We start from the raw sequence: 26,961 nt of genomic DNA, 5'->3' as shown, positions 1-26,961 counted from the left end.
GGAGTGGACAGTGAAGCCCGCGGCCGTCGGGTACCGGCGGGCGGAGTCGATCGAGCACACGATCGACCTGCTCGCCGAACTCGGTGACGACGCCAAGATCCTGGCCGGCGGGCAGAGCCTGGTCCCGATGCTCAACCTGCGGCTGGCGCGTCCGTCGGTGCTGGTCGACGTGAGCCGCGTCGAGACCGGGTCGGTCCGCCGGGCCGGTGCGCAGGCCCGGCTCGGCGCGACGCTGCGGCACCGGGTGCTCGAAGACGACCCGCTGGTACGCGAGCTGGTTCCGCTGTTCGCCGCCTGCGCGCCGTTCATCGGGTACCCGGCGATCCGCAACCGGGGGACCGTCGGTGGCAGCCTGTCGCACGCGGACTCGCACGCCGAACTCGGCGTGGTCGCGGTCACCGTGGACGCGGAGATGGTCCTTCGCTCCCGGGCGCGCGGCGAGCGGCGGGTGCCTGCGGGCGAGTTCTTCGTGGGTCCGTTCATGACCGTGGTGGAGCCGGACGAGATGCTCACGGAGGTGGTCGTCCCGGTGGCCGAGGGCGAGCAGGCGTACTTCCGGGAGATCGTCGAACGCACCGGCGATTTCGCGAGTGCCGCCATTGCCGCCACATTCCGGGTCGAGGACGGCAAGCGGTCCGAGGTCCGGCTGGGCGTCGCCGGTCTGGCCTCGACGCCGGTTCGCTTGCGGCAGACGGAATCCGTGCTCGACGATCCGGCCGCGCTCGGCGATGCCGTCGACCTCGACGCCGCGTCGCTCGGGGTCGACATTGCCGAAAAGCGTTACGAGCTGTCCCTGATCCGCGCCCTCGTGCGCGAGTTCGCCGAATCCACTGGCCCGGAAGGAGGGCAGCAGCCGTGATCATCACCCTTCGGGTCAACGGGCAGGACCACGACGTGTTCGTGGAGCCGCGCCGGTTGCTGGCGGACGTCCTGCGCAAAGACCTCAAGCTGCCGGGTACCCACCTCGGCTGCGAGCACGGCGTCTGCGGCGCCTGCACGGTGCTGATCGACGGCCTGCCCGCGCGTGCCTGCATCACGCTCGCCGCACAGGCGGAGGGCTCGGAGATCACCACGATCGAGGGCATCGGGACACCCGGCGACCTGCATCCGGTGCAGGAAGCGTTCGCCGAGGCACACGGGTTGCAGTGCGGATTCTGCACGCCCGGCTTCGTGCTCACCGCCTGTGAGCTGGTGAAACGCTCGGCCGGGATGTCCGATGACGAGGTCCGGGATGCGCTGGCGGGCAACATCTGCCGCTGCACCGGGTACGTCAACATCGTCAAGGCCGTCCGGCTCGCCGAGCGGGAGGCCGCTGATGACTGACCGGATCGCGGCACCCGGCCTGGTCGGGGCACGGGTGCGGCGGGTCGAGGACCCGCGGTACCTGACCGGGAGCGGACGGTACGTCGACGACCTCGACCTGCCGGGCGCGCTCACCGTCTCGCTCGTCCGCAGCCCGGTCGCCCGGGCCCGGATCACCGGAGTCCGGCTGACGCATTCCCCGGACCTCCCGTCCGGCGTCACCCTGGTCACCGGTGCCGACCTCGGCGACCTCGCGATGCGGGCGCCCGGCGCGCACGAATCGTGGCAGCACGGCGACCAGCCGCTGCTCGCGAAGGACGTCGTGCGGTTCGTCGGCGAGCCGGTCGCCGCGGTGCTGCACGAAGACCCGTACCTGGTGGAGGACGCCGCCGAGTTCGTGGAGGTCGACTACGACGCCCAGGAGGCGATCGTCAGCCTCGAAGCGGCGTTGGCCCCGGATGCGGAGACGGTGCACGAACACTGGCGGGACAACATGTTCTACCGGCGGCGGCGCGTTTTCGGCGACCCGGAAACGGGCCGCGGACAGGCCACGCAGGTCGTCCGGCGCTCGTTCCGGTCGTTGCGCCAGGCCGGGGTGCCGCTCGAAGGTCGCGGCTGCGCGGCCGTGCCCGCACCGCAGGGTGGCCGGGTGACGCTGTACTCGTCCACACAGGTGCCGCATCTCGTGCGGACTTACGTGGCACGGGAGCTCGGGATTGCCGAGAACTCCCTGGAGGTCATCGCGCCGGACGTCGGCGGCGGCTTCGGCGTGAAAGCGCACGTGTTCGCCGAGGAGGTGCTGATCACGGCCCTCGCGCTGCGGCTGGGCCGGGCGGTCCGCTGGACCGAGGACCGGCTCGAACACCTCGTCGCAAGCGCGCATGCCCGTGATCACGTACACCAGCTGGAAGCGCATGTCGACGACACGGGGAAGATCCACTTCCTGAAGGCGCAGATCGTCGTGGACGCGGGTGCGTACTCGCTGTTCCCGTGGACGGCGAGCAGCGATCCCGGAATGGCGTCGAAAGTCCTGCTCGGCCCGTACGCGATCCGGAATTACGAGGTCGAGGACCGAGCGGTCGCCACCAACAAATGTCCGCTCGGCACTTATCGCGGGGTCGGGCGGCCCTCGGCGGTGTACTCGATGGAACGGCTGATGGACGAGATCGCGCGCACGCTCGTCCTCGATCCGGCGGAAGTCCGCCGGGCCAACGTGATCCGCGAATTCCCGTACCAGACCGCCAACGGCCTCACTTACGACCCGGGTTCGTACGCCGAGTCACTGGAGCTGGCGCTGAAGGTGTCGGGGTACGAGGAACACCGTGCGCGCGGCGTCGAGGAGCCGGACGCGCGGATCCGCCGTGGGTACGGGATTGCGCTGTACAACGAGCAGACGTCACACGGCACGCCCGATTTCGCCACCCGCGGCGGCCCGATCGAAACCGGGTACGAATCGATCCGCATTCGCGTCGAACCCGACGGCATGGTGGTCGCGTACACCGGGCTGCAAAGCCACGGGCAGAGTATGGAGACGACGTTCGGGCAGCTCATTGCCGAAGAACTCGGCGTGGGCCTCGACCGGGTCCGGCTGGTGCACGGCGACACGTCGGCGAGCCCGTACTGCGTCGGGACCTGGGGCAGCCGTGGTGCGGCGCTCGGCGGGGCGGCGGCGATGGGTGCGGCGCGCGAGATCCGGGCCAAGATCCTGGAGATCGCCGCACACCGGCTCGAAGCGGCCGTCGGCGATTTGGAGATCACCGACGGGGTCGTCGGCGTGAAGGGGACCGACGGCGCGCGGGTCACCGTCGCCGAGATCGCGTACTTCGCCAACCGGACGGTCCAGCATCTGCCGCCGGGGATGGCGCCGGGGCTGGAGGCGGTGTCGTACGTCGACGGGCCGCCGAGCGGGACGTTCTCCAATGCCTGTCACGTCGCGATCGCCGACGTCGACACGTGGACCGGCCGCGTGTCGATCGCCCGGTACGTCGTCGTCGAGGACTGCGGGACGATCATCAACCCGGCGATCGTCGATGGCCAGGTCCACGGCGGGGTCGCGCAGGGGATCGGGACCGCGCTGCTGGAGGAGATGGTCTACTCGCCGGAGGGCCAGCCCGAATCGAGCACGTTCAAGGACTACCTGCTGCCCAACACTTCCGTGGTACCCGACATCGAGGTGCACCACCTGGAAACGCCGTCGCCGTGGACCGAACGCGGCATCAAGGGCATGGGGGAGTCCGGCACGATCGGGCCGATGGCGGCGGTGACGAATGCGGTGTCGGACGCGCTAGGGCTCTGCGTCGCGGTCACCCCGCTGCGGCCGCGGCGGGTCTGGGCACTGCTGAACGACGGCGCCGACCCGGACGCGAACTGGCAGTACTGGACCACTCGGCCGGGCCTCGCATCCTTCTGGCACGACGAGGAGGAGTAGTGGACCTGACCAAGACCGTTACCGTCGATGCTCCGGCCGAGCTGGTCTGGCCGCTCGTGTCCGATCCGGGGCAGTGGGGCTCGTGGGTCCCGGAGTCGTCCGGAAGTGCCGACCCGGCCGGGAGTTTCACCGTCCACACCGGACTGATGAGCTTGTGGGGGACGGCCGAGGTGGTCGAACGGGATGCGGACGGCCGGAGGCTGGTGGTGCGCGGCGAGGCGCAGGACCGGCTGGGCCGCAACTGTCTCGATGCGTTCGTCACCGTGCAGCTTTCCCCCGATGGGGAGCAGACCGCGGTGGCCGTCACCGCGCGGTTGCGGATGACCGGGCCGATCGCGCAGTACGGGCCGGGTCCCTTCGATCGTGCGGCGGACCGGGCGATGGCCGGGATCGCGGCCGCCCTCGCCACCGCTGCGCCGGTCGTGCCACCGGCCCGCCGTGCGTCCCGGTGGTGGTGGGCGGGCGCGGTCGTGGCGGTCGCGGTGGCGGTGTGGGCGCGGTCCCGCAAGACATTCTGAACAAACAGGTGGGCGTCGGCTCGCGAAGATCGGAGTACACCAATGGATCTGGGATTGACCGGGCACGTCGCGCTCGTCGTCGGCGGCACTCGCGGGCTGGGGCGGGCGTGTGCGGACCAGCTGGCGGCCGAAGGGGTGAAGGTCGCGGTCACCGGGCGGAACGAGGCGGCCGCGGAACAGGCCGCGGAGGAACTGCGCCGCCATGGCGCCGACGCCGTCGGACTCGCGCTCGACCTGCAGGACGAGCCTGCGGTGGAGTCGGTGGTGGCCGAGGTCGTACGCCGCTGGAACCGGCTGGACGTGCTCGTGGCGAGCTCGCCCGGGCCGCCGTCGGGTCCGGTCGACACGCTCACCGCGAAGGACTGGCGCACGGCGATGGAGATGAACTTCCTGTCGCTCGTGCACCTCACCGACCAGGTCCTGCCGCACATGCGCCGGGCAGGCTACGGAAAACTGCATTACATCGGGACGATCGGCGTGCGCGTGGTGCAGAAGCAGATGGCGCTGTCGAACGCCACTCGCCTCGCACTGCTCGGGTACGTCAAAACGCTGGCCGCCGAACTCGGGCCGGAAGGGATCATCCCGAACTTCATCGCACCCGGCCCGATCGCCACCGACCGGTTCACCGAACTGATCGAGCAGACCGCGCAACGCACCGGGTCGGACCTCGAAACGGCGCGCGAGAGCTGGGTGTCCGAGCTGCCGCTCGGGCGGGCCGGGACGCCGCAGGAGCTGGCGATGCTCGTGGCCACGCTGTCCTCGCCGCACTGCTCGTACACCACCGGAGCGGTGATCCCGGTCGACGGTGGCAAGGCCGTCTCGTACTGAATCTCTTTCCCCCGCAAGGTAAAACAGGAGTATTCCCATGCACATTTTCCGGACGGCCGACGCCACTTTCGCCGAACCACCCGGCCATTTCGGCGGCCTGCGGACCACGAACGTGGTCGGCACGGAGGTCGGCAAGCGTTATTCGATCGCGCTCGCCGAGGTCCCGCCCGGCGGGGGCGGGGAGGACCACCAGCACGACGCGGAGCAGCAGACGTTCCTCGTGCTGTCCGGGAGCTACCGCTTCCGCAGCGGGGACAAGCAGTTCACGCTCGGACCGGGGGAGGCAGTGCTCTTCGAACCGGGCGAGTACCACGAAACGCTGAATGAGTCCGCCGAACAGGTCACCTGTCTGGTCGTGACCGTCTTTCCCTGAGGGGGCTGGAAAAACCCGCGTCTCCGGACGCGGCAGGGGGCGGTGACGGGGGGTGATCGGACAAGGACTCAAGGAGGAGTCATGGACAACATGGTGGGCACGAACGTGGAAACAGACCAGCGCTCGGCGCTGCGAAAAGTCGTCCTCGCCGGTTTTCTCGGCACCGCGATCGAGTGGTACGACTTCGTGATTTTCGGGTCCGTCGCCGCGCTGGTCTTCAACCAGCTGTTCTTCCCGAACGAAGGACCGGTCGTCGGTGTGCTGGCTTCGCTCGGGACGTTTGCGGTGGGATTCGTGGCCCGGCCGCTCGGCGGGTTGTTCTTCGGGCAGCTGGGCGACCGGATCGGCCGCCGCCCGGCGCTGGTGATCACCATGACGGTGATGGGCGTTTCGACGCTGGCGATCGGCCTGCTGCCGTCCTACCATTCGATCGGCGTTCTCGCGCCGATCCTGCTGGTACTGCTGCGGCTGATCCAGGGCTTCTCGCTCGGCGGCGAATTCGGTGGCGTGGCAACGCTTCTGCTGGAGCATGCACCGCGTAACCGGCGTGGCCGGGTGGGCAGCTGGGCGCAGGTCGGCGGACTGGTCGGACCGCTGGTCGGGACCATCGTGCTGGTGGTGCTGACGTCGGCGATGTCGAAGGAGGCCTTCCGCGACTGGGGCTGGCGGATCCCGTTCCTGGTCAGCGTCGCGCTGATCATCGTGTCGATTTTCGTCCGCAGGCACGTGCACGAGAGCCCGGTGTTCACCCGGCTGCGGACCCGGCAGGCCGTGAGCAAGAAGCCGCTGCGCGACGTGCTGCGGAACAACCTCAAGGGCGTGCTCTGCGTGTTCGGCCTGATGTGCGGCAACACGATCCTCTTCTACACCGGCATCGTGTTCATCGTTTCGTACACCACCAAGGAAATCGGCTTGAGCAGCAGCGGTGCGCTCGTGCTGAACATCGCTTTCCTGGTCGCCGCGGCGATCGCGGCGTACGTGACCGGGTCGCTGACCGACCGCGTCGGCAGGCGGAAGGTGGCAGCCGGTGGTGCGATTGCGGGTATCGTCTTCATCTTCCCGGCGTTCGCCTTGCTGCACACGGGATCGCTGCCGGTGATGTGCGTGACGATGGCCGTGCTCGGCGCCATCGAAGGCACGCTTTACGGGTTCCAGCCCGCCTACTTCGGCGAGCTTTTCCGCACTGAACAGCGCTACGCAGGCATCTCGGCCGGGGTACAGCTGGCGACGGTCGTGGTCGGCTCGACCGCCCCGCTGATCGGCGTACTCCTGCTGAGCTGGTCCGGCGGCGGGACGGTCGGGTTCTCGATCTACATCGTCGCGGTCCTCGCGTTCACGCTGCTGGCCGCGCTGTGGGCGGGCGAGACGTTCAAGAAGGACCTGGAAGACGCGTCCGATCACTGAGGAGCAGGTACCCGTGAAACTGGAGAACACGTTCACCATCGCCGTCCCTCTCAGCGACGTGTGGTCAGCCATGAACGACCCGGAGACGGTCGCCCCGTGCTTCCCCGGCGCGGACCTGAGCGAGTACACCGGCGACTCGTTCTCCGGAACCATCAAGGTGAAGCTGGGCCCGATCTCGCTGAGCTACCGTGGAACGGGCACCTACCTGGTCCGCGACGAGGCGAACCACCGCATCGTGATCGACGCAACCGGCCGTGACCAGCGCGGCAACGGCACCGCGGCGGCCAAGGTCACCGGCACCCTGCGGGAGGCAGGCGAAGGCAAGACCGAGGTCCGGATGCTGGCGGACCTGACGATCACCGGCCGCCCGGCCCAGTTCGGCGGCGGCTTGATCGCGGAGGTGGCGGACAAGATCATCGGCCAGTTCGCGTCCCGCCTGGCAGACCGCCTTTCCACCGGCTCCCCGTCGCCTGCGTCGGCGGTGGAGACCGTCCGGGAGGCGGATGACTCGGTGAATGCGTTTGCCGTGCTGGCCGTCCCACTGGCGAAACGCCTCCTGCCGGTGGTCGGTGCGGCACTGGTGGTCGTGCTGGTTTCGGTGTTCGTGAAGCGCCGATCGGCGGCTGAGAGATAGGTGGTGCGGCCGGGGCCCCTGGTTGCCGCCAGGGGCCCCGGCCGTGTGCCGCGGTCAGAGCAGTTTGCGGGGATGCCCCAAGACCGGGTGATCCCGGTCGATCGATACCGATTGCTTGCGGGTGGCGCGCCAGAGGTCGGCGAGGCGGGTGAGTCCGGCGGTAAGTTCGTCCGGCGGCTTCCAGAACGGGATGCGCAGGTGGTCCTGGAATCCTTCCACCGCGGAGAAAACCGGCCCCGGTACGATGACGATCCCGTTGCGGCGGGCGGTTTGTGCGAAGGCTGTCGTGTCGGTGCCGGGCAGGCGGACCCACAGGCCGCTGCCGCCTTCGGGTTCGGTCCAGGACCATTCCGGCGCGTGCCGGTTGAGGGTGTCGACTGCCGCGGTCAGGCTGTGCCGCAAGTGGGTGCGGCGCTGCGTGCGGGCGGTGGTGAGGTCGTTCAGGCAGGCCACCGTCACCAGTTGGCTCACCAGCGAGCTGCCGAGATCCTCGACGGCTTTGGCCCGGACGAGGGTGTGCAGCGTCGATTCCTTCGCGCGGATCCAGCCGATCCGCAGGCCGCCCCAGAAGACCTTCGAAGCGGACCCGACGGCGATCCATTCCGCACTTTTCATTGCGGCACCGACCGGGGTCGGCGGGGCCGGGGTGGTGAGGGTCAGGTCCGCCGGTGACCCGTCCTCGACGAGGATCGAGCCGGAGCCGTCCATGATTTCGGCGATCCGCCGCTTCTTCTCCGGCGAGACGACGTAACCGGTCGGGTTGTGGGCGACCGGAAGCAGATACACCACCCGCGGCTGCAGCTGCCGGACCAGCCGCTCCAGCATGACGACATCCGGGCCGTCCGCCTCGACCGGCACCGGCACCAGCCGGGCGTTGCGCGCACGGAAGGCCTCCAGCGCGCCGCGGTAGGTCGGGTCTTCGACGATGACTGTGTCGCCGCGGCTGACCAGCGTGTCCGCGAGCAGCTTGAGCGCCTGCTGCGAGCCATTGGTGACCAGGACCTCGTCCTGCGTGGTGGGCACGCCGAGGTCTGCGTAGTACGTGCCGAGTGCCGCACGCAGGCTCGGCAAGCCGTGCACGTCGTAACCGTCCTCGGCGACGATCTCGGTGAACAGCGACGTGTTCAGTGCGGCCCGCGCGTGCTCGACAACGATGTCGAGACCGCCGGGTGCGCCGCTCGACAGGTCGACGAGCTCGTCCGCCCGTGAGCCGAACGTGCTCAGCCGTGCGTCGGTGGCCGTCTCGCGCCGGTGGTCCGACATGACGACGGAGCCGCTGCCGGTGCGGCTGCCGACGCGCCCGTCGTCGCGCAGCCTGGTGTACGCCTCGGTGACGGTGCCGCGGCTCACCGACAGCGCGGCGGCGAGGCCACGTTCGGACGGCAGCCGGTCACCCGCCGCCAGGTCGCCCTGCTCGATGAGCTCCGCGAGTGCCCGGAACAGCCGGTCAGGCAGGTTTCCGGACCCGGCCTCCCATCCGTCGAGCAACCGGCCGACGCGCGCGGCGTGGGACGAGGTCACGCACCAGCCCCCTCTCGTATTTGGGCCATTCGACGTGGAATTGGCCCTTGTTGGGGCCAATTCCGTAGACCACAGTATGGGCCAGCGTCCCGAGTCACAAGCAGTTCCGCGGAAGGAGGGCCAGCGTGGTCGTGATGTTGCCCGGCACCCTCGACACGAAGGGCCGGGAGTACCAGTTCGTCCGTGATCTCGTTGCCGGGCAAGGAATCGACGTCGTGCTCGTCGACGTCAGCGTGCTCGGGACCCCGATGGTCGACGCCGACGTGACGGCCGCGGCCGTCGCCGAAGCAGCCGGGACGAGCCTGGACGAACTCCGGGCGCGGCAGGACCGCGGGCACGCGCTGGCGGCGATGGCCGCCGGAGCGAGGGCCGTTGCCGAAGACCTGTATGCGCGCGGCCGGCTCAGCGGGGTGCTCGCGCTCGGCGGCAGCGGCGGTTCTTCGGTGGCGGCGACGGTGATGCAGGCGTTGCCGGTCGGGTTGCCCAAGGTGCTGGTCTCCACGATGGCCGCGGGGGATGTGTCCGCGTACGTCGGCACGACCGACGTCACGCTGATGTACAGCGTCGTCGATGTCGCGGGCATCAACTCGATTTCCCGCCAGGTGCTCGGCAATGCAGCGGCGGCGATCGCAGGGATGGCCACGGCGTACGAGTCCCGGCGGACTGCGGCGGCGGAGGACCGGCCGCTGGTCGCGGCGAGCATGTTCGGCGTCACCACCCCGGCGGTGGAGGCGGCCCGGGAACGGCTGGAGGAGCTGGGGTACGAGGTTCTCGTGTTCCACGCGACCGGCTCCGGCGGCCGCACGATGGAGTCGCTGGTGGCCGGTGGTCATCTGGCCGGCGTGCTCGATCTGACCACCACCGAACTCGCCGACGAGGTCGTCGGCGGGGTGCTGTCGGCAGGCCCGGACCGGCTCACGGCAGCGGCGAAGGCCGGGGTTCCGCAGGTGGTCAGCCTCGGCGCCCTCGACATGGTGAACTTCGGCCCGAAAAGCACTGTCCCGCAACGGTTTTCCGACCGGATGCTACTCGTCCACAACGACGCCGTCACGCTGATGCGCACGAATGCCGCCGAGGCCGCACAGATCGGCGCGGTGCTCGGCCGGAAACTTGCGGCGTCCACCGGCCCGGTCGCGCTGCATATCCCGCGGGGTGGGCTTTCCGCGGTCGATGCCGCGGGCGGACCGTTCTGGGCCCCCGAGGTCGACGCGGCGTGTGTGGACGCGGCCCTGGCTGCGGTCGCGGGCAGCGGGGTCGAGGTCGTCGACAGTGCCCGGCACATCAACGACGCGGATTTCGCGAGGTCGGCTGCTGACCATCTGCACCGGCTCATGGGGAGGACCAGCAATGGATCGTGACCAGGCACTCGACCGTTTCCGCAGCCAGATCGATGCCGGGCGGCTCATCATCGGCGCAGGGGCAGGTACCGGGCTCTCGGCCAAAGCTGCCGAAGCAGGCGGGGTGGACCTGCTGATCATCTACAACTCCGGCCGTTTCCGGATGGCCGGCCGCGGGTCGCTCGCCGGGCTGCTGCCCTATGGCGACGCCAACGCGATCGTGGTCGAGATGGCCGGTGAGGTGCTGCCGGTCGTCGAGCACACGCCGGTGCTTGCCGGGGTCTGCGGCACCGACCCGTTCCGCCGGATGCCGTGGTTTCTCGACCAGCTGCGCGCACTCGGGTTCACCGGGGTGCAGAACTTCCCGACCGTCGGGCTCATCGACGGCGTCTTCCGCGCCAACCTGGAAGAGACCGGCATGGGCTTCGACCTCGAGGTCGAGATGATCCGGCTGGCCGCGGAACGGGAGCTGCTCACCGCGCCGTACGTGTTCGACGCGGCACAGGCGACCGCGATGGCCCAGGCCGGCGCGGACATTCTCGTGCCCCACCTCGGATTGACGGCCAAGGGCAGCATCGGGGCCAAAACGGTGGTCAGCCTGGACGAGGCCGTCACCCGCATCCAGGAGATGCGCGACGCCGCCGTAGCCGTCAACCCCGGCATCCTCGTGCTGTGCCACGGCGGCCCGATCGCCGAACCCGAGGACGTCCAGTACGTCCTGGAACGGACGCACGGCATCGCCGGCTTCTTCGGCGCGTCGTCGATGGAACGGCTGCCCACCGAACGCGCGATCGCCGGCCAGCTCCGTGCGTTCAAGAACCTCGCCCATCACCCGACAGGAGAGACCCATGCATCGTGACCCGAATTCGCTCCCCGCAATGGTTTTCGACTGGGGCGCCATCAAATGGCACGTGACCCCGGACCTCATCGACGGCGCCTCCTCCACGCTGGGCGAAGTGGTCATCAACCCGAACAAGGGCCACGACCGCCACGAACACCCCGATGCCGACGAGGTGCTGTACGTGATCGAGGGGGAGGGCAGGCAGACCGTCGGCGACGACCCGGAGTTCACCGTGCGGGCGGGCGACGCGATCTGGATTCCGAAGGGCACGATGCACTCGACGTTCAACACCGGATGGCGTCCGCTGCGCCTGGTGGCCACCTACACCCCGGGCGGGGCCGAGAACGCCCTGCGCGAGGTGCCCGGCTTCGTCGAGCTGGCGCCGGGGGAGGCGCCGACCTGGGCGGTGGCCCCTCGTGGGTGAGTTCAAGCGGCCCGGCCGCAGCCATCGGATCCCGGTTGCCGAACCGGTGGTCTACCCGGTCCACCAAGGAAAGCGGTTCCTCGTCACCGGGGGTACCGGCGGCGTCGGCAGCGTCACCGCCGAGCTGCTGGTGAAGGAGGGCGCGAGCGTCGTCATCGCCGACGTGTCCGAGCCGGCGGCGGTGAAGCTGGCCGAGTCACTCGGCGGCAGCGAGCACGGCGTGCACGGGCTCGGGCTCGACCTGACCGACGAGTCCTCGGTACACGCCGCGGTGGACCGGACGGTGAGCCTGCTCGGCGGCATCGACGGATTGGCGAACGTCGCGGGCATCGTGAAGATGGCTCCCGCGCTGGAGCACTTCCGGCCGCTGTGGGACGACCAGTTCGCGGTGAACGTCTTCGGTCCCTTCGAGATCACCCGGCTGGTGGCCGAGCGGATGATCGGCCAGGGCACCGGCGGCAGCATCGTCAACGTCGCGTCCGAGGCGGGCAAGAAGGGACACCCGGACATGCTGGCCTACAACGCCAGCAAGGCCGCGATCATCAACCTGACCAGGGTCGCCGCCGAGGAATGGGCGCAGTACTCGATCAACGTCAACTGCGTGTGCCCGGGCGGCGTCGAAACCCCGATGCTGCACCAGGTCGCCGACACCCACGCGACGCAGACGGCCGAATACGCCGACGAGATCTTCTCGTTCATGGCCAACGAACAGCTCGGCCGGCACATCGCGCCGATCGAGGTGGCGTCGGTCATATCCTTCCTGCTCGGCGACCGCGTACAGGCAGTCCGCGGGCAGAGCATCAACGTCGACGGCGGCAGCTGCCCGTACTGACCGGGCTCCCCCTCCACCGCACAAAGGAGTGCGCTCATGAACGACCCCTCAACCGGGCAGCGGCCGGGTACGAAGCTGATCATCGCCACGGTCGTCGGCAACATGCTCGAGTTCTACGATTTCCTCATCTACGGCACGATGACCGCGGTCGTGCTGAACCAGGTCTTCTTCCCGGCATCCGACCCGACCGTCGGCACCCTGCTTGCCTTCGGCGCCTTCGCCGTCGGCTTCATTTCCCGGCCGTTCGGCGCGATGGTGTTCGGCCACTTCGGGGACCGGCTCGGGCGCAAACCGGTGCTGGCGCTGACCCTCGGCATCGTGGGTGCGTCGACCTTCCTCATGGGGTTGCTGCCCACCTACGCCGCCATCGGCGTCTGGGCCCCGCTCGCCCTGACCGCCTTACGCTTCATCCAGGGCTTCGCGCTCGGCGGGGAGTGGGGCGGCGCCGTGTCGCTCATGGTGGAGAGCTCGCCGGAAAAACGGCGCGGTTTCTACGGCAGCCTGATCCAGCTCGGCGCCGGGCTCGGCATCGTGCTCGGCTCGCTCACGGTCACCATCCTGCTCACCGTGCTGACCACCGAGCAGCTGCTCGCCTGGGGCTGGCGGATCCCGTTCCTGCTGAGCATCGTGCTCGTCGGCGTCGGGATGGCGGTGCGGATGCAGCTGTCGGAGTCACCGGCGTTCCAGCGGATCCGCAACACCGGCGCGACGAAGCGGGTATCGATGTTCGCCACGTTGCGCAAGAGCCCGCGCAATATCGTCGTCACCACCGGGCTGTACGTCGCGAACTCGGCGTTCGGGTTCATGCTCGGGGTGTTCGGCATCTCCTACACGGTGAACCAGCTCGGGTTGCCGCGTTCGGTCGCGGTGACCGCAAACCTAGTGGGCGGCATCGCTTACCTGCTGATGGCACCGGTCGGCGGCTGGATTTCCGACCGGTTCGACCGGCGGCGGGCGTACGCCTTCTTCGCCACCTTGATGATCCCGGCCGCGTTCTCGTTCTTCTGGCTCCTCGACACGAAGTCGATCGCCCTCGTGTTCATCGCCAACATCATCGGGTCCGGGGTGGCCGGAGGCCTCTTCGGGATCCAGGCGGCGTTCTTCTCCGAGCTGTTCCCCACCGGCAACCGGTACAGCGGAATCTCGCTCGGCTTCCCGCTCGGGTCCGTCCTCGGCGGCGCACTCATGCCGACCGTCGCCACGCTGCTGCTCCAGGCAAGCGGCGGCCACCCGTGGTCGATCGCGGTGTACATGTCGGCGCTCACCATCATCACGCTCGTCGCCACCGCAGCCGCCCGCATCGTCGGCTTCACCAAACAGGATGCGGCGGCCCGGCCCATCGTGACGGGAGACCACGTATGACAACGTCCCGGAAAAACCTGCTGCTGGTGATGGTGGACCAGCTCGGCGCCCGCTGGCTGGAGGCCGCGCACCAAGGGGTGGTGTCGCTGCCGAACCTGCGGCGGCTGGCCGACGAGGGCGTGACGTTCACGAATGCGTTCACTCCCAACCCGGTGTGCAGCCCGGCCCGCTCCACCATCGCGACCGGCCTCACGAGCGCCGGGCACGGCGTCACCGAACTCGGGTACGCACTCGATCCGCAGATCCCGACATTCATGCATGCGCTGCGCGACGCGGGATGGCGTACCGGAGCGTTCGGCAAGCTGCACTTCGCGCCGCAGGTGCTCGGCGATCCCGACTACCGCGCCTACGGTTTCGACGTCACCCACATCACCGAGGACCGGCGGGTCGGCGAATGGACGGACTGGGTCGAGCGGACCCATCCCGAGCATTACCGCGCGGCACTCGCGACCGTCTGGATGACGATGGCCCACGACGTCGAAAAGCGTGGGCTTGGCGCCAAGATCGAAGCGGCGCGACGGGAAATCCCGCTGGCCTCGCCGGATTACCCGGACAGCGACGACGAAGCGTACCCGCTGCCGTACCCGGCCGAGGTGTCCCAGTCCGCGTGGATCACCGACCGCGCGATCGATTTCCTGGAAAGCGTCCCGGCCGATACGCCGTTCTTCGCGCACGTGAGCTACGTCCAGCCGCACAACCCGTTTTCCCCGCCTGCGGAATACATTCCACACGTCGACGCCGAGGCGATTCCCGGACCGCTTCCCGCCGAATGGCACGAGACCCGGCAGCCTGCGTACTTCGCCGCCGACCGGCACCCCGAGCCGACCTGGACGACCCGCAGCTGGCAGCACGACCGGCGGATGTACTTCGCCGATCTCGCCCACCTGGACGCCCAGCTCGGCCGTCTCCTGGAAAGCCTGCACCGCACCGGCCGGGCCGGGGACACCTATCTCGTGTTCACCTCCGACCACGGCGAAATGCTCCACGACCACGGCCTGCTCGGGAAGTTCGAACGCCACTACGACGCGTGCATCCGGGTCCCGCTGCTCATCAGCGGACCGGGCCTGGCCGCCGGGACCACCCGGCCGGAACTGGCCGAGCTCACCGACCTCGCGCCGACGTTCCTGGACATGGCCGGCCTGCCCGCCCCGGACCTGTCCCGGCCGGACCTCGGGCGGCCCCGGGTCCCCGAGCGGATCCCGATGCTGCCCGGCCGGTCCCTGCTGCCGCTCTGCCGTGCCGAGGACGTCGATACCTGGCGCGACACGGTGTACGTGCGCAGCGACAGCAACCACTGGAACCCGACTCCGACCAGCTGGTGCCGCACCGTCCGGACCGCGCGCTACCGATACAGCCGTTTCCTGGCCGGGGGCGGCGAGCAGCTGTTCGACCTCACGACCGACCCGGGAGAACAACACAACCTGGCCACCGACCCCGCGTACGCAACGCAACGCGAACAGCTCCGCGAAGCGCTGACCGAGGCGATCGTCCTGGAGGGATACCCGAACTCGCCACGGCAGTTACGCGGGATCGGGACCTTCTAGGATTCATCACGGAACGCACCCGGTGCGGGTGTCGGCCCGCACCGGGTCCGAGATCGTCGTGAATACCTCGGCGGCGTCGAAGCCTGCCGTGAGCGGTCGACACTGCCACCACGGTCGCGCCGAGAGCCGCGAAGCGATCCGCTGCGGTGCGGCCGACTGCTCCGGGCCCCATTCGTCGACGAGGTCCAGTGCGGTGGTCACGTCCGTTCGTCCATCAGTTGTTCCACAGTGGCGTTCTGCTGCCGCTCGTAGAGCTCGTACGGGTCATGGATGTCGCGTTCGAGCACGCCGGACAGCCGCGCGACGTCGTAATGCGCCCCTTCGCGGGTGTTGTCGCGAGTGCCTGCGCCGCTGAGGTTGGACTGGAAGATCCCGGCGGCCGAGCGGGGCAGGAAATCCTCGTAGACGATTGGTCGCGCGTCCACCCAGCTCGCGGTGAGGCTCGTCGGCCCGCGGCGGGGCCGGTCTTCGCGCAGGTGGTAGGTGAAGAACGCCAGCCCGTCCTCGATCAGCCCCCGCTCGGTGTCCGGGAATCCTTGCTGCCAAACGGTTTTCGCGACCTCGGCACGGTCGTGACCGCTGCTTCGCCGATCGGTTTCGGCCAGCAGCTCGTCGTACCGCTCCCGGCCTTTCCTCGTGAGGGCAATCCCGCGTGCTTCGACCTCGCCGAAACGGACGCGCAGTGCGCCGGTCGTGACACTGCCGTCGGCCTCGCGCATCCGGCGTGGCTCGGCGAGCGCCCGGAAGGACGTCTGCCGCAGCAGCACGTCCGGCCCGGCCCACCGGGGCGGACCCTGGATCGCGTCGATCATCTCGATCCCGCGGGCGCTCATCCGGCGATACAGCTCGTCGATGTCGAGCACCCGCGGCGTGAGATGGTTGACGTGCGTGCTCGACACCCCGCCGATGTCCGCGGCGACCGAGGAAACTTTCTCCAGCTCCTGGTACCACGCGCGGTCCACCGGTTCGGCCGACAACTCGAAGGCGCCGACCGCCAGGCCGAGGAACCGTTCGGCGTCCACTTCGGACAGTTCGTGGTCCCGGTCCGCGCGGTCGGCGAGCTCCAGCAGTTCCGGCGGGAAAAGCCGCCGCCTGCCGAGGAAATTCTCCAGCCGCGCGCGAAGATCGTCGTCGAAGAACCGTGGGTCGGCCGGGGTCAGCATCGAGGTGAACACCCGGAACGGATTGCGCGCGAGCTCGTCCGCCTCGATCGGACGGAATGCGGTCGACACCACCGGAACCGCGCTGGCCGCCGCCTCGCGCAGGTCGTAGAACCCCACCGGCACCATGCCGAGTGCCCCGAAAATCCGCGCGACCTGCTGCAGTTCGGCCGGGGTGCCCACCCGGATCGCGCCGTGCCGCTCCGCGGTGACCCGTTCGATGCTCCCGAGCCGTTCGGCGTCGGCGCCGGTGCGGCGCAGGACGTCCTCATTGACCTCCCGCGAGACGTCGACCAGCGTCGTGTACGCCGGAACCTCCCGGCCGTACCTCTCGGACAGCCGCCGCGCGAACGCGGCCCGCAACTGCCACTGGGGAATTGTCTTCATCGGGGCCTTTCCTGGGTCTCGGCTCCAGCCTGGCCGTCGGGACGGCCTGAGCCAAGACCCAGCAGAACGGCACTTTTTGCACTTCAGGCCAAGCGATGCTTACGCTAGGCGCATGTACCGGATCCACCACCTGCTGACCCTGCAGGCCGTGCACCGCACCGGATCGTTCGCGATCGCCGCGCGCGAGCTGGGGTACACCGCTTCGGCGGTGTCGCAGCAGATTGCCGCGCTGGAGAAGGACACCGGCCTGGTGCTGTTCGAGCGCGAAGCGCACGGCATCCGGACCACAGCGGCGGGCGACCGGCTGGTCGAGCTGAGCAGGCGGGTGCTGGCCGACGTCGACGAGCTGGCCACGCAGGTCCGCCGCCTCGCCGCGGGCACGATCGGCCGGATCCGGCTGGGCAGTTTCCCCACCGCGAGCGTCCGTGTGGTACCCGGCCTGCTGTCGGCGTTCGGCAGCGAGCGGCCCGATGCCGAGGTGACGCTGGAGGAGGGGGAGCCCGAGGAACTGGTGAACGCCCTCACCGCGGGGGACCTGGATGTCGCGCTGCTGTACGAATACGGCCTGAGCCCGCGCGAATGGCCGGACGACCTCACCACCGAACCACTCCTGCGCGAAGACCTGCTGCTCGTCCGCCGGACCGGCAGCCGGACCCCGGCCACGCTGGCCCGTCTCGGCGGGCAGCAGTGGATCACCAGCAGGGAAGGCACCGCAGGCACGGTGTCGCTGACCCGGCTGTGCGCGGCGGCGGGTTTCCGCCCGGCGATCGCCTTCCGCACCAACAACTACGACGTGGTCCGCGAACTGGTCGCGGCCACCGGCGGAGTCGCGGTGATCCCGGCCCTCGGCCATCGCGCCGACGAGCGGATCACCGCGACCCGGCTCCCGCAGGCGGGTGCGCACCGGACCGTTTCCGTGGCGTACCGCACGGGGAGCAGCAACCCGCTGCTCCCCGGATTCCTCACCGCGATCCGGCGTGCGTTGCCCGCCCCGCCCCGTGACCCCGCCCCGCGACCCCCGGGACCCCTCGTTCCGTGAAGGCCACCTTCACGGAATCTGATTCCCTCATGGTTCCCTTCACGGAATGACGCGGGTTGCGACCAAACCCGCCGCGCAGGCTCCGGAACCCGCGCTACCCGCGCTACCCGCGCTACCCGCGCTACCCGCGCTACCCGCGCCGCTTTCCGCCACCCCGGCGCACGACCCCAGGCCCCTATCCCGGCGTCCCAGCGCGGTTCGCCGGGCCCGGCAGGGAGTCCGGCCGGACTCCCGCAGCCAGGGCAATCGCCGCCGCCTCGCCGCGAGTGCCCGCGCCCAGTTTCCTCAGCACCCCGGTCACGTGGAACTTCACCGTGCTCTCGGTGATCCCCAGTTCCTCCGCGATGGCCTTGTTGCGTTTGCCTTGCGCGAGCAGCCTGAGTACCTGCAGTTCCCGCTGGTTGAGCCCGGCCAGCGGGTTCTCGTCGGCCGGACCCGGGGGCGGGGCCAGCGGCAGCACGATCGTCGCGCGGCTGCCCCAGCCCGGGGTCGCGTCGAGTTCCACCGAGCCGCCCAGTGCGTCCGCGCGGCCGTGGAGCTGGTCGTGCAGGGCGGGGACGTCCAGGCGGCCCGATTCGTGGTCGCGGACGTCGGCGCGCAGCGACGTGGCGTCGGTCGTCCAGGCGATGCGCAGGCGGGTCAGGTCCGGCTGGGCGGTGAACGCGAGGACCGCGGTACGGGTCATCGCGCGGGCGGCGTGCGCGATTTCGCCCGGCAGTGGACGCCCGGTTTTCTCCGGTGCGGCGAATTCGAGCGCGGCGTCGTGGTGCCGGAGCGTCTGCCGCAGCTCGCGGCGGAGTTTCGCGAACGCGGCGGGCGCCGGTTCCTCGGACCACGCCTGGTCGGACGCCTGCGCGGACCGGAGTGCTACCAGCGCGGCCGACGCGGTTTCGGTTGCGCTGGCGCGGGCCTGGCGGTCGTCGAGGGTGCTTGCGCGGAGGGCGGTGAGGATGCTGACCAGCGACGTTTCGTGCGCGGCGGCCATTTCGGCGATCGTGCGGGCACGTTCGGCCGAGGCGGCGCGCGATTCGGTGAGGTACTCCGGACTGGCCTGCGCGACCTGCTGCCGGATCGACGTCGCGACGATGCCGAACAACCCCGCCAGCTCGGCCGCGTCCCGGAGTTCCTTGTCCTGACGGGTGATCAGCACCAGGAGCGTCCCGGTGCGGTCCAGCACTGTCCACACCGGACGGGACGCGCCGCCGATCGCCGCGGTCGTGCGCTGCGTGCCTCCCGGGGTGAGACTGGCCTTGAGCGCCTCCAGCTCGGCGATTGTGATCCGGTCCACCACCGCGGCCGGGCCGGCGACCTTGCGCGGACGGCCGGTGCACTCGCGGGTGAAGATCACGAGCGCGGTGTGCGGCCAGCGGTCGGCGAGCACCCGGGAGAACCGGACGGCGATCTCGAGCAGCGGACCGTCGATGACGTCGCGCAGGGCGGCGGCTTCCGGCTTGGGCACGGCCGCGATCTTACCTGTCCGGACGTCGAGCGACACCTCGACCGACGATCAGGTGCGACCGGCTCCCGCAATGGATAGCTTCGAAGTGAGGCATGCGTGGTCCCGCATGTCTTGCCGTCCACCCGGAGGAAGCAGTCGGATGTCACAGCAGGTACGCGGAGTCATCGCCCGTTCACGCGGGGCCGAGGTCGAGGTCACGGACATCGTCGTGCCGGATCCGGGACCTGGCGAGGTCGTCGTCGCGGTGGCGGCCTGCGGCGTGTGCCACACCGACCTGACCTACCGCGAGGGCGGCATCAACGACGAGTTCCCGTTCCTGCTGGGCCACGAGGCCGCGGGCACGGTGGAGAGCGTCGGCGAGGGCGTCGATTCGGTACAGCCCGGCGACTTCGTGATCCTCAACTGGCGCGCGGTCTGCGGACAGTGCCGGGCCTGTAAGCGCGGACGTCCGCAGTACTGCTTCGACACCTTCAACGCAGCTCAGCGCATGACCCTCACCGACGGCACGGAGCTCACCCCCGCGCTCGGGATCGGCGCGTTCGCCGAGAAGACGCTCGTCCACGCCGGGCAGTGCACCAAGGTCGACGCGACGGTCGACCCCGCGGTCGCCGGCCTGCTCGGCTGCGGGGTGATGGCCGGGCTCGGCGCCGCGGTCAACACCGGCGGGGTCGGCCGGGGCGATTCGGTCGCGGTGATCGGCTGCGGCGGGGTCGGGGACGCGGCGATCGCCGGGGCGCGGCTGGCCGGGGCCACCAAGATCATCGCCGTCGACCGCGACGACCGGAAGCTCGCCTGGGCCCGTGACCTCGGCGCCACGCACACCGTCAACGCCGCGGAAACCGACGCGGTGGCCGCGATCACCGAGCTGACCGGCGGTTTCGGTGCCGACGTCGTGATCGACGCGGTCGGCCGCCCGGAGACGTGGAAGCAGGCGTTCTACGCCCGCGACCTCGCCGGGACCGTCGTGCTGGTCGGCGTGCCGACGCCGGACATGCGGCTGGAGATGCCGCTGGTGGACTTCTTCTCGCGCGGCGGCTCGCTCAAGTCGTCGTGGTACGGCGACTGCCTGCCGGAGCGCGACTTCCCGATGCTGATCGACCTGCACCAGCAGGGCCGCCTGCCGCTGGAGCGGTTCGTCACCGAACGGATCGGCCTCGACGACGTCGAGAAGGCCTTCCACACCATGCACGCCGGCGAGGTACTGCGGTCGGTGGTGATCCTGTGACGCGGATCGACCGGGTCACCACGTCCGGCGTCTTCGCACTGGACGGCGGCACCTGGGAGGTGGACAACAACATCTGGCTGGTCGGGGACGACCGCGAGGTCGTGGTCGTCGACGCCGCACACGACGAAAAGGCGATCACCGAGGCGGTCGGCGACCGGAACGTGGTCGCCGTGGTGTGCACGCACGCGCACAACGACCACATCACGGTGGCGCCCCAGCTGGGCGAGAACCTGCACGCCCCGGTCCTGCTCCACCCGGCGGACGACGAGCTGTGGCAGCAAACCCACCCGGGCCGCAAGTTCTGGCCGGTGGCGGACGGGGAACGCATCGCGGTCGCGGGTACGACGGTCGAGGTGATCCACACGCCCGGCCACTCGCCGGGCTCGGTGTGCCTGTACCTGCCGGAAGCGGGCGCGCTGTTCACGGGTGACACGCTGTTCGCGGGCGGTCCCGGGGCGACCGGCCGTTCGTTCTCGGATTTCCCGACGATCATCGCTTCGATCCGGGACCGTCTTTTCGCCCTGCCGGAGGAAACCCGCGTGCACACCGGGCACGGCGACGGGACGACGATCGGCACGGAAGCTCCGCACCTGGGGGAGTGGCTCGCCCGGGGGCATTGACCCCGCTGAGGAACCGGGAATCCTCCCGGTGCTTTCCCCCATGCCGACGCCCGAGACTCGCAGGCGGCGCGAAACCGCGCCGCCGATGGCAAGGTGCGCCATCGGGCGGGGCATGGCGGAAGGCAGGTCCGATGGCGTACTCGATCGCGATCGACGTCGGGGGGACATTCACCGACGTCGTCGCTGCCGATGGGGGCGAGCTCTTCACCGGGAAGGTGCCGTCCCGGCCGAACGACGAGGCGGCGGCGGTGCTGGCCGCCGTCGACTCGGTCGCCGGACACTACGGTCTCGGGCGCGAGGACCTGTTGCGCCGCACCGGGTTCTTCGTGCTGGGCACCACCGTGGTCACCAACGCGATGCTCGAGTACGACGGCGTCCCGACCGGGCTCATCACCACCGAGGGCTTCCGCGACGTGATCGAAATGCGCCGCGGGTACAAGGAAAGCCTGTTCGACCTCACCCTCCCGGCACCGCATCCGATCGTCCGCCGCCGGTTCCGCCGCGGGGTCACCGAGCGGATCGGCTACGCCGGGGACGTCGTGGTCCCGCTCGACGAGGACCAGGTCCGGGCCGTGGCGCGGGACTTCAAGGCGGCCGGCATCGAGTCGATCGCGGTGTGCCTGCTCTTCTCCTTCGTGAACGACGCGCACGAGCGCCGGATCGCCGAGATCGTCGCGGAGGAGTACCCGGAGTGCTTCGTGACGCTGTCGGCCGACGTGCTGCCGCAGGTCCGCGAGTTCGAGCGCGTGAGCACGACGGTGGTCAACGCCTACACGAGCCCGATGCTCAAGCGCTACCTCGAACGGCTCGACGTCGCGCTCCGGGACGCGGGGTTCGGCGGGTCGCTCGTGGTGGTGCAGTCGAACGGCGGCGTCATGGACGTCGCGTACTCGGCTGAGCACGGGGTCGACGCCGTGCTGTCCGGCCCGGCCGGCGGGGTGGTGGCGGCGGTCGCGCTCGGTGAGCGATCCGGGTACCGCAACATCATCACCGCGGACATGGGTGGCACGAGCTACGACGTCTGCCTCATCCACGACGGCAAACCCGCGGTGGGCGTGGACAACTGGATCAGCCGGTACCGCGTCGCGGTGCCGCTCGTGGACATCCACACCATCGGCGCCGGGGGCGGGTCGATCGCGTGGGTGGACGAGGCGGGCGCGCTGCGCGTCGGCCCGGAAAGCGCGAAAGCCTCTCCCGGCCCGGCCTGCTACGGCCGCGGCGGCACCCGGCCGACGGTGACCGACGCCAACCTGCTCCTCGGCTACATGGACGCCGACCTCTTCATGGGTGGCGCGATGAAGCTCGACCGGGCCGCTGCCGAGGCCGCGTTCGACGAGCACATCGCCCGCCCGCTGGGGATTTCCGTGCACGACGCGGCAATCGGCGTGTTCCGGATCGCGAACAGCGGGATGTCGAACGCCCTGCGCTACGTTTCGGTGTCGCGCGGCCGGGACCCGCGCGACTACGCGTTGATGGCCTTCGGCGGCGCGGGCGCGATCCACGCCGGCATCCAGGCCGTCGACCTCGGGATCAAGACGATTCTGGTACCCCGCAACGCTTCCGTGCTCAGCGCGTTCGGCGGGATGGTCGCGGACTTCAAGGTTTCGCGGGTGCAGTCGTTCGTCCGCCCGGCTGCCGGGACCGGCGCGGACGAGCTGAGCGAGGTGTTCCGCCGCGTGCAGGAGGAAGCGGAACGGCTGCTGCCGGAGGCGGAGTCGACGCGGCTCGAGCGGTTCGTCGACATGCGGTACGAGGGCCAGGTGCAGGAGGTCATCGTCCCGCTGAACACCCGCACGCGGCGGATTTCCGACGTGAGCCTCTCCCGCGCGGTCCGCGATTTCCACGAGCTCCACGAGGAGCTGTACGCGCACCAGCGGCCGGACCAGCCGGTGCAGATCGTGTCGATCCGGGTGGTGCTGACCGGGTTCCGGCAGACCGCCGCGCCGGGCACCGCGCGGAAGTTCGCCCAGGAGGACCCGGGGGCGGCCCGGCTCGGCACGCGGCCGGTGTACTTCGAGTCGCTCGGCACGGTGGACACCCCGGTGTACGACGGCCCGCAGCTCGAACCCGGCAATGTCGTGGCCGGTCCGGCGGTGATCCACGAACCGGGTACCACGATCGTGGTGTGCGACGGCCAGGAGGCCATGCTGGACCAGTACGAGACCTACGTGATCGAGGTCGTCGGATGACCGCCCCGGTCGACCTCGAGATCCTGCGGACGACCCTGGTCGCGCACACCGGAGAGACCGCCGCGATGCTCGCGCACGCCGCCGCGGTGACCGAAATCAGCGAGTCCCGGGACTTCTGCGTCGCGATCGCCGACGCGCGCGGGGGGATCGTCGCCACCGACAACCCGGCGCAGCTGGGTTCGCTCGCGAGTTCCGTCGCCGGGCTGCTGGACTACTTCGAGTTCGATCTCAAGGACGGCGACGTCGTCCTCACCAACGGCGGTACCCGGGTTTCCGACCTCACCCTGCTCACCCCGCTCGTGTCCGGCAACGAACTCCTGCTGCACCTCGTGGTGCGGGTGCCGGTGCGGGACCTGGGCGGACAGGTGGGCGGCAACCGCTATCCGATCGCCACCGAACTGCTCGCCGAAGGCGTGCCGGTGACCCCGGTGAAGATCCAGCGGCTCGGCCGCCCGAGCCGTGATGTGCGGACCACGCTGGTGCTCAACAGCCGCCGTCCACAGGAGACGGAACGCATCCTGGACGGCGCGCTGGCGGCTTTGGCGTCCGCGCACCGGCGGCTCGGCGCACTGGTGGCCGGACGCGGCGCTGCGACGGTACGCAGCGCACTCGAATATACTCAAGATTACAGCGAACGGCTGGCCCGCGCAGCCATCTCCCGATGGAAGTGCGGAAGTTTTCCCGGTAGCGCAACGATTCCCGGTGAACCTTCCGGCGGTGGTCCGGTCGCGATCCGGGTACAGGCCACTGTGGACAGTGCCGGTCTCACGCTCGATTTCAGCGAATCCGACGACCAGCGGCCGTCGTTCGTGAACTGCCCGGAAGGGGTCACGGCGTCGTGCGCGCTTCGGGCGGTACTGGCTTGCCTCGGCGATTCGGTACCGGCCGACAGCGGTCTGCTGCGGGCGGTGCGGGTGGTCACCCGGCCGGGCACGATCACGCATCCCACGCCGTCCGCCCCGGTCGGCTGGGGTGGCGAGCATGGCGGCAACGAGGTCACCGAGGCGGTCGCGGCAGCCTTGCGCAGCGCCACCGGCGCGCCGGTACCGGTGCTCACCGCGCCGCGTCCGCTGGTGCTCAGCCGCACCAGGGCCGACCGCAGCGACCAGACCGACCTCGGCCGCTGGGCGGTCGGCGGAGCAGGGGCCGCACCCGGTTTCGACGGCTGGGGCGGGCCCGCGTTGTCCGCCCGCGCCTTGCTGCCGTCGGTGGAACAGTGGGAAGCCGAGCACCGGATGCGGGTGCACCGGCTCGAATTCGCCGCGGACACCGCGGGTGCCGGCCGGTGGACCGGCGCGCCCGGGGTCGAAGCGGTGCTCGAACTGCCGCCGGACCGCCGGTACACCCTCTGGACGGAGCCCGCCGGACCTCCGGCCGCCGCGCTCGCCGGAGCGGTCGCCGGACGCCCTGGCGAGGTTTCGCTGCACACCGAAAACGGCTGGGAGCCCGCGCCGGCCACCGCGGTGGAGCGCCCGCTCGACGGTGACCTGCTGCGCATCCTGCTGCCCGGTGGCGGCGGGCACGGCGATCCCCGCACGCGCGATCGCGCTGCCGTCGCCGCAGATCTGGCCGACGGGCTGCTCACCGCGGACCGGGCCCGCGCCGTGTACGGGATCGACCCGGAAAGGGGCTCCGATGCCTGACCCCATCACCGCCGAGATCGTCCGCAACGCCATGGACACCGCCGCGGCGACGGTGTACGAAACCCTCACCCGCACGTCGAAAAGCCCGGCGGTGAACGAGGGAAAGGACTGCGGGGCCGGGGTTTACGGGTACGACGGCACGTCCGCGACGATGATCTCGCGCGCCGGGATCGTGCTGCACTCCTTCGCCGGGCTCACCTCCGCGCAGACCGCGCTCGACTTCTTCCGCGGCGACCTCGACCCCGGCGACGTGCTGCTCGTCTCCGACTCCTACCACGGCGGCAGTCACATCGGCGACTACACCGTCCTGGTCCCGATCTTCTTCGACGGCAAGCCGCTCTTCTTCACCGCCACCCGCCTGCACGTCGCCGACCAGGGCGGGCCGTTCCCCGCCAACGGCAACCCGGACTGCCGCGAGATCTGGCACGAGGGGTACCGGCTGGCCCCGGTGAAGCTGTACGAGAAAGGCGCGCGACGGCGCGAGATCTGGGACTGGCTCCGGGCCAACAACCGGCTGCCGGACCTGCTCGAATCGGACCTGACCGCGATGATCGGCGCGAGCCGGATGGGGGAGCGGCGGGTCCGCGAGGTCTGCTCGCGCTACGGGCTCGGCGAGGTGCTCGCGGCGCTCGACTGGATTTTCGGGTACTCCGAGCGCCGGTTCGCCACACAGGTCCGGGAATGGCCGGACGGGACCTACCAGGCGCGGGTCGGCGTCGACAGCGATTTCCAGGAGGCCCGTGACCTGCGGATCCAAGTGGCGGTGACCGTCGACGGCGACCGGATGGCGTTCGATTTCACCGGCACCGACGCGCAGACCGACGGGTCGATCAACAGCGTCGCGAGCAACAGTGTCGCCTGGATTTGCGTTGCCCTGTCGGCGATGTGCCCGACGATCCCGATCAACTCGGGGTTCTTCCGGGCGCTGGACGTGCACCTGCCGCCGGGAAGCCTGGTCAACGCGCAGGAACCGGCGGCGACCCAGGCGAGCACGCTGTGCTGCGGCGGCCAGATCGGGCAGGCCGTGATGAAGGCATGCGAGCAGTTCGCCCCCGAACGCGCGGGCAACGTGACGCTCGATCTGTGCGGCGGGTTCGTGATGGGCCTGGACACCCGCAACGGCGTCGCGCCGTTCATGATGTTCGACTCCACCCCGAGCGTGGTGTCGAACAGCGCCGCGCACGGCACCGACGGCTGGGGCTGCTGGGCGACCCCGTTCAGCGTCGCGAGCCCGATCAACAGCGAGATGACCGAGCTGCATTACCCGGTGCTGTTCCGGCAGTCGGAGTACGCGACCGATTCGGCCGCGCCGGGACGATGGCGCGGCAGCCCGGCGTTCGTCACCCGCCGCACGATGCGGGGCGCGCAGGGGACCGCATCGGCGCTGTTGCTGCACTCGCTGGTGCATCCGCTGTGCGGGTACGCGGGCGGGTACGAGGGCACGGGGAACTACCAGGTGATCGACGAGAACGGCGCCGACGAGACCGTGGTCGGCGCGGGTGGTGCGCAGCTGACGCCGTTCGATCCGGCCGGGGTGGTCCTGTCCCACAGCGGCGGCGGAGGCGGCTGGGGCGACCCGCTGGACCGCGACCCGGCGCAGGTACTCGACGACGTACTGGACGAGTACATCTCGGTCACCGGCGCGCTGGCCGACTACGGGGTGCACATCGATTCGCGAGCGGGGGTGGTGCTGGCGGAGGCGACGGCGCGCGAACGGTCGGCCCGCCGGGTGGCCGGGCCGCGGCCGCTGCGGGGAATCGGCCGGACGGAGGTCATCCGGCGCACGGGGATCGGGGATCGTCTTGCCGCACAGGATGTCTGACGGGGTGCGGTGGCGTCGGTGCCTGCGGCCGGGGTTGTGCGGGGTGCGGTGGCGCTGTCGGTGCGGGTG

General features: G+C 70.2%; 24 protein-coding genes. 20 read left to right on the top strand and 4 right to left on the bottom strand.

Annotated elements, in window-relative coordinates; genetic code table 11:
- The first annotated feature begins 10 nt into the window (after positions 1 to 10).
- The 8 genes from OO71_RS26640 (at position 11) to OO71_RS26605 (ending at position 7,487) form a co-directional block, all read left to right on the top strand.
- Positions 11 to 859: an FAD binding domain-containing protein gene (locus OO71_RS26640; RefSeq protein ID WP_033292630.1), complete on the top strand. Its 849-nt coding sequence runs from the start codon at positions 11 to 13 to the stop codon at positions 857 to 859.
- Complete coding sequence (locus OO71_RS26635) at positions 856 to 1,323, top strand: (2Fe-2S)-binding protein (protein WP_033292629.1); 468 nt, start codon at positions 856 to 858, stop codon at positions 1,321 to 1,323. The genes OO71_RS26640 and OO71_RS26635 overlap by 4 nt, the downstream gene beginning before the upstream one ends.
- Complete coding sequence (locus OO71_RS26630) at positions 1,316 to 3,730, top strand: xanthine dehydrogenase family protein molybdopterin-binding subunit (RefSeq protein WP_051792227.1); 2,415 nt, start codon at positions 1,316 to 1,318, stop codon at positions 3,728 to 3,730. Before OO71_RS26635 ends, OO71_RS26630 begins: the two co-directional genes overlap by 8 nt.
- On the top strand, positions 3,730 to 4,248 hold the full coding sequence (locus OO71_RS50965) for an SRPBCC family protein (protein WP_033292628.1): 519 nt from the start codon (positions 3,730 to 3,732) through the stop codon (positions 4,246 to 4,248). The genes OO71_RS26630 and OO71_RS50965 overlap by 1 nt, the downstream gene beginning before the upstream one ends.
- Positions 4,249 to 4,290: 42 nt before the next feature.
- The gene (locus tag OO71_RS26620; protein ID WP_033292627.1) at positions 4,291 to 5,076 is read left to right on the top strand and encodes an SDR family oxidoreductase; all 786 of its coding nucleotides are present in this window, start codon (positions 4,291 to 4,293) and stop codon (positions 5,074 to 5,076) included.
- 37 nt (positions 5,077 to 5,113) lie between these two features.
- Positions 5,114 to 5,449, top strand: a complete 336-nt coding sequence (locus OO71_RS26615) for a cupin domain-containing protein (RefSeq protein WP_033292626.1) — start codon at positions 5,114 to 5,116, stop codon at positions 5,447 to 5,449.
- A gap of 81 nt (positions 5,450 to 5,530) precedes the next feature.
- Positions 5,531 to 6,853, top strand: a complete 1,323-nt coding sequence (locus OO71_RS26610; RefSeq protein WP_051792225.1) for an MFS transporter — start codon at positions 5,531 to 5,533, stop codon at positions 6,851 to 6,853.
- Between the two features lie 13 nt (positions 6,854 to 6,866).
- Entirely contained in the window at positions 6,867 to 7,487 is a 621-nt protein-coding gene (locus tag OO71_RS26605) for an SRPBCC family protein (RefSeq protein WP_033292625.1), read from the top strand.
- Between the two features lie 54 nt (positions 7,488 to 7,541).
- Here the strand turns inward: OO71_RS26605 and OO71_RS26600 are convergent, their stop codons facing one another.
- The gene (locus tag OO71_RS26600; RefSeq protein WP_051792222.1) at positions 7,542 to 9,008 is read right to left on the bottom strand and encodes an aminotransferase-like domain-containing protein; all 1,467 of its coding nucleotides are present in this window, start codon (positions 9,006 to 9,008) and stop codon (positions 7,542 to 7,544) included.
- Positions 9,009 to 9,142: 134 nt separating this feature from the next.
- Here OO71_RS26600 and OO71_RS26595 point away from each other — a divergent pair, with 134 nt between their 5' ends.
- From OO71_RS26595 to OO71_RS26570, 6 genes are read left to right on the top strand one after another with little or no spacing between them, the layout of a single operon-like run.
- The gene (locus OO71_RS26595; RefSeq protein ID WP_033292794.1) at positions 9,143 to 10,366 is read left to right on the top strand and encodes a Tm-1-like ATP-binding domain-containing protein; all 1,224 of its coding nucleotides are present in this window, start codon (positions 9,143 to 9,145) and stop codon (positions 10,364 to 10,366) included.
- A complete protein-coding gene (locus tag OO71_RS26590; RefSeq protein WP_033292624.1) occupies positions 10,356 to 11,204 on the top strand; it encodes a phosphoenolpyruvate hydrolase family protein in 849 nt (282 codons plus the stop codon). Before OO71_RS26595 ends, OO71_RS26590 begins: the two co-directional genes overlap by 11 nt.
- Positions 11,194 to 11,610: a cupin domain-containing protein gene (locus OO71_RS26585; RefSeq protein WP_033292623.1), complete on the top strand. Its 417-nt coding sequence runs from the start codon at positions 11,194 to 11,196 to the stop codon at positions 11,608 to 11,610. The genes OO71_RS26590 and OO71_RS26585 overlap by 11 nt, the downstream gene beginning before the upstream one ends.
- A complete protein-coding gene (locus OO71_RS26580) occupies positions 11,603 to 12,442 on the top strand; it encodes an SDR family NAD(P)-dependent oxidoreductase (RefSeq protein ID WP_051792220.1) in 840 nt (279 codons plus the stop codon). The genes OO71_RS26585 and OO71_RS26580 overlap by 8 nt, the downstream gene beginning before the upstream one ends.
- 36 nt (positions 12,443 to 12,478) lie before the next feature.
- Positions 12,479 to 13,804 (top strand): MFS transporter, encoded by a 1,326-nt coding sequence (locus tag OO71_RS26575; protein ID WP_051792218.1) that lies wholly within the window; start codon positions 12,479 to 12,481, stop codon positions 13,802 to 13,804.
- Positions 13,801 to 15,348, top strand: coding sequence for a sulfatase family protein (locus OO71_RS26570; protein ID WP_033292622.1), 1,548 nt, complete (start codon positions 13,801 to 13,803; stop codon positions 15,346 to 15,348). Before OO71_RS26575 ends, OO71_RS26570 begins: the two co-directional genes overlap by 4 nt.
- Positions 15,349 to 15,354: 6 nt before the next feature.
- On the opposite strand, the gene OO71_RS26565 is transcribed toward OO71_RS26570, so the two are convergent.
- Both OO71_RS26565 and hglS read right to left on the bottom strand, forming a co-directional pair.
- Entirely contained in the window at positions 15,355 to 15,549 is a 195-nt protein-coding gene (locus OO71_RS26565; protein ID WP_033292621.1) for a hypothetical protein, read from the bottom strand.
- Positions 15,546 to 16,895, bottom strand: a complete 1,350-nt coding sequence (hglS, locus tag OO71_RS26560) for a 2-oxoadipate dioxygenase/decarboxylase (protein WP_033292620.1) — start codon at positions 16,893 to 16,895, stop codon at positions 15,546 to 15,548. Before hglS ends, OO71_RS26565 begins: the two co-directional genes overlap by 4 nt.
- A gap of 112 nt (positions 16,896 to 17,007) precedes the next feature.
- Here hglS and OO71_RS26555 point away from each other — a divergent pair, with 112 nt between their 5' ends.
- Positions 17,008 to 17,934 carry a LysR family transcriptional regulator gene (locus OO71_RS26555; RefSeq protein WP_033292619.1) on the top strand — a complete coding sequence of 309 codons (927 nt, stop codon included), beginning with the start codon at positions 17,008 to 17,010 and terminating at the stop codon, positions 17,932 to 17,934.
- A 175-nt stretch (positions 17,935 to 18,109) separates the two neighbouring features.
- On the opposite strand, the gene OO71_RS26550 is transcribed toward OO71_RS26555, so the two are convergent.
- Positions 18,110 to 19,393, bottom strand: a complete 1,284-nt coding sequence (locus OO71_RS26550) for a helix-turn-helix transcriptional regulator (RefSeq protein WP_211260606.1) — start codon at positions 19,391 to 19,393, stop codon at positions 18,110 to 18,112.
- A 139-nt stretch (positions 19,394 to 19,532) separates the two neighbouring features.
- Between OO71_RS26550 and OO71_RS26545 the strand changes: the two genes are divergently transcribed.
- The 5 genes from OO71_RS26545 to OO71_RS26530 all read left to right on the top strand — a co-directional run bounded on the left by OO71_RS26545 (position 19,533) and on the right by OO71_RS26530 (position 26,892).
- Positions 19,533 to 20,618, top strand: a complete 1,086-nt coding sequence (locus tag OO71_RS26545) for an S-(hydroxymethyl)mycothiol dehydrogenase (RefSeq protein WP_033292617.1) — start codon at positions 19,533 to 19,535, stop codon at positions 20,616 to 20,618.
- Positions 20,615 to 21,238 carry an MBL fold metallo-hydrolase gene (locus tag OO71_RS26540; RefSeq protein ID WP_033292616.1) on the top strand — a complete coding sequence of 208 codons (624 nt, stop codon included), beginning with the start codon at positions 20,615 to 20,617 and terminating at the stop codon, positions 21,236 to 21,238. Before OO71_RS26545 ends, OO71_RS26540 begins: the two co-directional genes overlap by 4 nt.
- Positions 21,239 to 21,369: 131 nt before the next feature.
- Positions 21,370 to 23,427: a hydantoinase/oxoprolinase family protein gene (locus OO71_RS26535; protein ID WP_033292615.1), complete on the top strand. Its 2,058-nt coding sequence runs from the start codon at positions 21,370 to 21,372 to the stop codon at positions 23,425 to 23,427.
- Entirely contained in the window at positions 23,424 to 25,070 is a 1,647-nt protein-coding gene (locus tag OO71_RS49180; protein WP_084145306.1) for a hydantoinase B/oxoprolinase family protein, read from the top strand. The genes OO71_RS26535 and OO71_RS49180 overlap by 4 nt, the downstream gene beginning before the upstream one ends.
- Positions 25,063 to 26,892 carry a hydantoinase B/oxoprolinase family protein gene (locus tag OO71_RS26530; RefSeq protein WP_156096545.1) on the top strand — a complete coding sequence of 610 codons (1,830 nt, stop codon included), beginning with the start codon at positions 25,063 to 25,065 and terminating at the stop codon, positions 26,890 to 26,892. The genes OO71_RS49180 and OO71_RS26530 overlap by 8 nt, the downstream gene beginning before the upstream one ends.
- Positions 26,893 to 26,961 lie beyond the last annotated feature (69 nt).

This window comes from Amycolatopsis jejuensis (assembly GCF_000717335.1).
Taxonomy (GTDB): domain Bacteria; phylum Actinomycetota; class Actinomycetes; order Mycobacteriales; family Pseudonocardiaceae; genus Amycolatopsis; species Amycolatopsis jejuensis.
The sequence above is the reverse complement of the archived record's forward strand: the minus strand, read 5'-3'. Positions and strand labels throughout refer to the sequence as shown.